Annotated in this window: 4 protein-coding genes; 2 read left to right on the top strand and 2 right to left on the bottom strand. The window is 36.3% G+C overall.

Features of this window, described 5'->3' with window-relative positions; all coding sequences use genetic code 11:
• The first annotated feature begins 31 nt into the window (after positions 1–31).
• Entirely contained in the window at positions 32–340 is a 309-nt protein-coding gene (locus EAI80_RS12405; protein WP_129982286.1) for a GNAT family N-acetyltransferase, read from the top strand.
• 314 nt (positions 341–654) lie between these two features.
• On the opposite strand, the gene EAI80_RS12400 is transcribed toward EAI80_RS12405, so the two are convergent.
• Entirely contained in the window at positions 655–1,008 is a 354-nt protein-coding gene (locus EAI80_RS12400) for a cupin domain-containing protein (RefSeq protein WP_129982285.1), read from the bottom strand.
• 145 nt (positions 1,009–1,153) lie between these two features.
• Between EAI80_RS12400 and EAI80_RS12395 the strand changes: the two genes are divergently transcribed.
• Positions 1,154–1,480, top strand: coding sequence for a helix-turn-helix domain-containing protein (locus tag EAI80_RS12395; RefSeq protein ID WP_129982284.1), 327 nt, complete (start codon positions 1,154–1,156; stop codon positions 1,478–1,480).
• A 268-nt stretch (positions 1,481–1,748) separates the two neighbouring features.
• Here the strand turns inward: EAI80_RS12395 and EAI80_RS12390 are convergent, their stop codons facing one another.
• Positions 1,749–3,242 (bottom strand): DUF1846 domain-containing protein, encoded by a 1,494-nt coding sequence (locus EAI80_RS12390; protein WP_129982287.1) that lies wholly within the window; start codon positions 3,240–3,242, stop codon positions 1,749–1,751.
• Positions 3,243–3,580: the final 338 nt, after the last annotated feature.

Genomic DNA, 3,580 nt, shown 5'->3' with positions numbered 1-3,580 from the left:
ATAGTTTTGGTGGATTTGAGTTTGGTTATATATTTGTGTCCGCGCAACGAAGGCGCGGGGAAATGGAGGAAATCATGCAAAAGCTGTATATATTGACAGATTAGGTGTAAATGTTAAATATTCAAAAAAAGGTATTGGTAGTCTAATGCTTGATAAAGCAAAAGAAATTGCCAAAACACTTGATGCTGAATTTCTTAGACTTTTTGTGGTTGATATAAATATACCAGCAATTCAACTGTATACTAAAAAAGAGTTTGTAAAGGTTAATGGTGTTTACAATGAGGTATTTGATGATGGTTTTGTATTGCAGGAGTATGGTTATGAAATAAGACTTTACTGAAGGCAATTATTGCGATATGTTTGCTTGTGAAGAATACTCGTATGCTATTTTTAATTTGATGCATATGGGACTTGGAATCTTCAAAATCATAAGGATCAATAAATAATTTAAAACTGTGACTATGAATGAAAATTACTGAAATAACGAGCATACTAGACTTGAATATGTAGGATATTTTCAAAATGAAGTATCTTATACTTGGAAACGGAAGGGCATTCCTTAATTCTTTATATTATCAGGAAAAAGTGGAGATCTCCTAAAAAAATACCCCTCTCATCATGGATGGAAGGGGTTTGTGCAGATATGTGACACTTTTAATAGATGACAGCATCATCAACTGTGAATCCGTCAAGTGAGTTTTCTTTCACTTGAATGCATATATAAGTGATACTTGAATCACTTGCAGCAAAGAATTGACGCTTTGCTGCAGGGCTGATTTTTAACCAGTCACCTGCAGTAATTTCAACAGTATCTCCATCAATGATAGCAGTTCCTTTTCCAGCAATAATTCCATAGATTTCTTCATTATTTCTATGAGAATGAACGAAAGGAACACCTGCACCAGCAGGAAGAGAATTAATACTTACTTCAGCACCAGTTAAAGAAAGTGCTTCATGAAGCTCTGTACGACTTTCATTACCAACATTTGTTTTTGTATAGTTTGACATTTGAATTACCTCCATTTTTATTTGCAACCTTGTTGCTTGAGTATAGTATAATCATTTATACACTCTAAAAAAAGTACGCACCTTTTTGTAACTGTACATAATAAAATGAATATACTATAATATTTTTGAAATGAGGTGACTGCATATGAAGACAAAAAAGGAACTTCCAGAATGTCCTGTTGCAACATCAGTGTCTTTAATTGGTGGTAAATGGAAGTTATTGATCATAAGAAATTTAAAAAGTCGTCCATGGAGATTCAATGAACTTCAAAGAGATTTAGATGGAATTTCTCAAAAAGTACTAACTGATAGTCTTAGGCAGATGATAGATGATGGCCTTGTGTATAGAAATGATTATCATGAGAATCCACCAAGAGTTGATTATGGACTGACAGATCTTGGAAAAGAGATGATGCCAATTATTGATGCATTGGCAGATTTCGGTAATTATTATAAGACGATTGTTGATTAAACCTAAGACTCCTCATCACTGAATTTAGTTCTAGTGGTGAGGATCTTATTTTTACATATAATGGCATAAAAAGATCTTACAAATAATATGAATCACTTCTCAAGTCAGTGAATCAAAAAGAACAGATCAACACAGAATTTATTTTGAAAAAGACTGGGAAGGGTAGTCGGATTGACTGGGTATGAGAAACAAATCAAAAAAGAGACTTATTTTTTTTGCGATAAGTCTCTTTTTGTTTCTTTCTTCAAAAGATGAAGACTACTTAGGGTTATATACCTTTTTTAGAAAAAATCACAGAATTATTTTCATATTTTGCTTCAAAAGTTGCCTGGATAGAAAGCTTCATAAATAGTTTTCTGTCTACATCGCTGACCATAACCGATGTATGGGCCTGACATCCTTTTAGATTAGGAAGCTGTTCCAATGCTTTCTGAGCATTTGGATCAGAAGCTGCGCTGACAGATAATGCAATCAACACTTCGTCCATATGCAAACGTGGGTTTTTGCTTCCAAGATACTGTGTTTTTAAAGTCTGGATTGGTTCAATTGCTGCAGGTGAGATGACTGGCTGACTGTGTGGAATACCAGCAAGCTCTTTGAGTGCATTTAAAAGGAGTGCTGCGCAAGGACCAAGGAGATCTGTAGTCTTACCTGTGATCATGCGGCCGTCTGCAAGCTCTAATGCAGCAGCAGGAGCTTCTGTTTCTTCTGCACGAGAAAGAGCAGCGTCAACAACTGGACGATCGTGGACCGTAATACCAGCCTGATTCATAAGCATCTCGATTTTATATACTTCTTCCTCGGAACATTTGCCAGCAAGAGCGCGTCTTCTTGCATCGTAGTAGCGACGGATGATTTCCTGACAAGAAGCATCCCTACATGCGGCATCATCACAGATACAATTTCCGGCCATGTTAACTCCCATGTCTGTAGGAGACTTATAAGGGCTTTGTCCATAAATACGCTGGAACATTGCATTGAGTACTGGGAAGATTTCTACATCGCGGTTATAGTTAACTGTAGTCTTTCCGTAAGCTTCTAGGTGGAAAGGATCAATCATATTTACATCATTCAGATCTGCAGTTGCAGCTTCATATGCAAGGTTAACTGGGTGTTTCACTGGGATATTCCAAATTGGGAATGTTTCGAATTTAGCATAGCCGGCGCAGATGCCTCTTTTATGCTCATGGTAGAGCTGGGAAAGACAGACTGCCATTTTACCACTTCCAGGTCCAGGTGCAGTAACAACAATGAGTGGACGAGATGTTTCGATAAACTCATTCTTTCCATAACCTTCATCACTGACAATATGTGGAATATTAGAAGGGTATCCTTCAATTGGATAATGAAGATATACCTTAATTCCAAGCTTCTCTAATTTGTTTTTAAATAAGGAAGCGCTCTGCTGTCCGCTGTACTTTGTAATAACGACACTTCCTACAAACAGACCATGTTCTTCAAAAATAGACATCAAACGAAGGACATCTACATCATAAGTGATGCCAAGATCTCCACGTACTTTATTTTTTTCGATATCTTCTGCGCTGATAACAATCACAATCTCGGCCTGGTCGCTAAGCTGCATTAACATACGCATCTTAGAATCCGGCTGGAATCCTGGGAGTACACGAGATGCATGGAAGTCATCAAATAGTTTTCCACCAAACTCTAGGTAGAGCTTGTTGTCAAATTGAGCAATGCGTTCGCGAATATGAGCAGACTGCATCTGCAAATATTTTTCATTATCAAATCCTATGTTCATCATTCTATCCTCTTCCTATAATCTTATTTTTAAACAGTTCATTCTATATTGAACTAACATTTAAAACTACCGTCTAACAATATACTACGGAATATGGGAAGTTTACAATCTTTTTATAATCTTTTTTTTTGAATACCCACAAACCACAGGTCAGTGAAAATTAAATTTCATAAGCACCGATTAAACGGCGTTCATGAAGCTGAACCAGACACATGAGTTTCCCATCTGTTCTATAATTAGATTAGAAATTAGATGGAGGTATAATCATATGTCAAACAAAGTATTAAAGCCTAAGAAAGCTTCTCTTTATCAGTTCACTCAGAAATATTCCAACAATA

The organism is Catenibacterium sp. co_0103 (genome assembly GCF_004168205.1).
In the GTDB taxonomy this organism is placed as follows: domain Bacteria; phylum Bacillota_I; class Bacilli_A; order Erysipelotrichales; family Coprobacillaceae; genus Catenibacterium; species Catenibacterium mitsuoka_A.
This window is presented reverse-complemented; position numbering and strand designations above follow the sequence as displayed.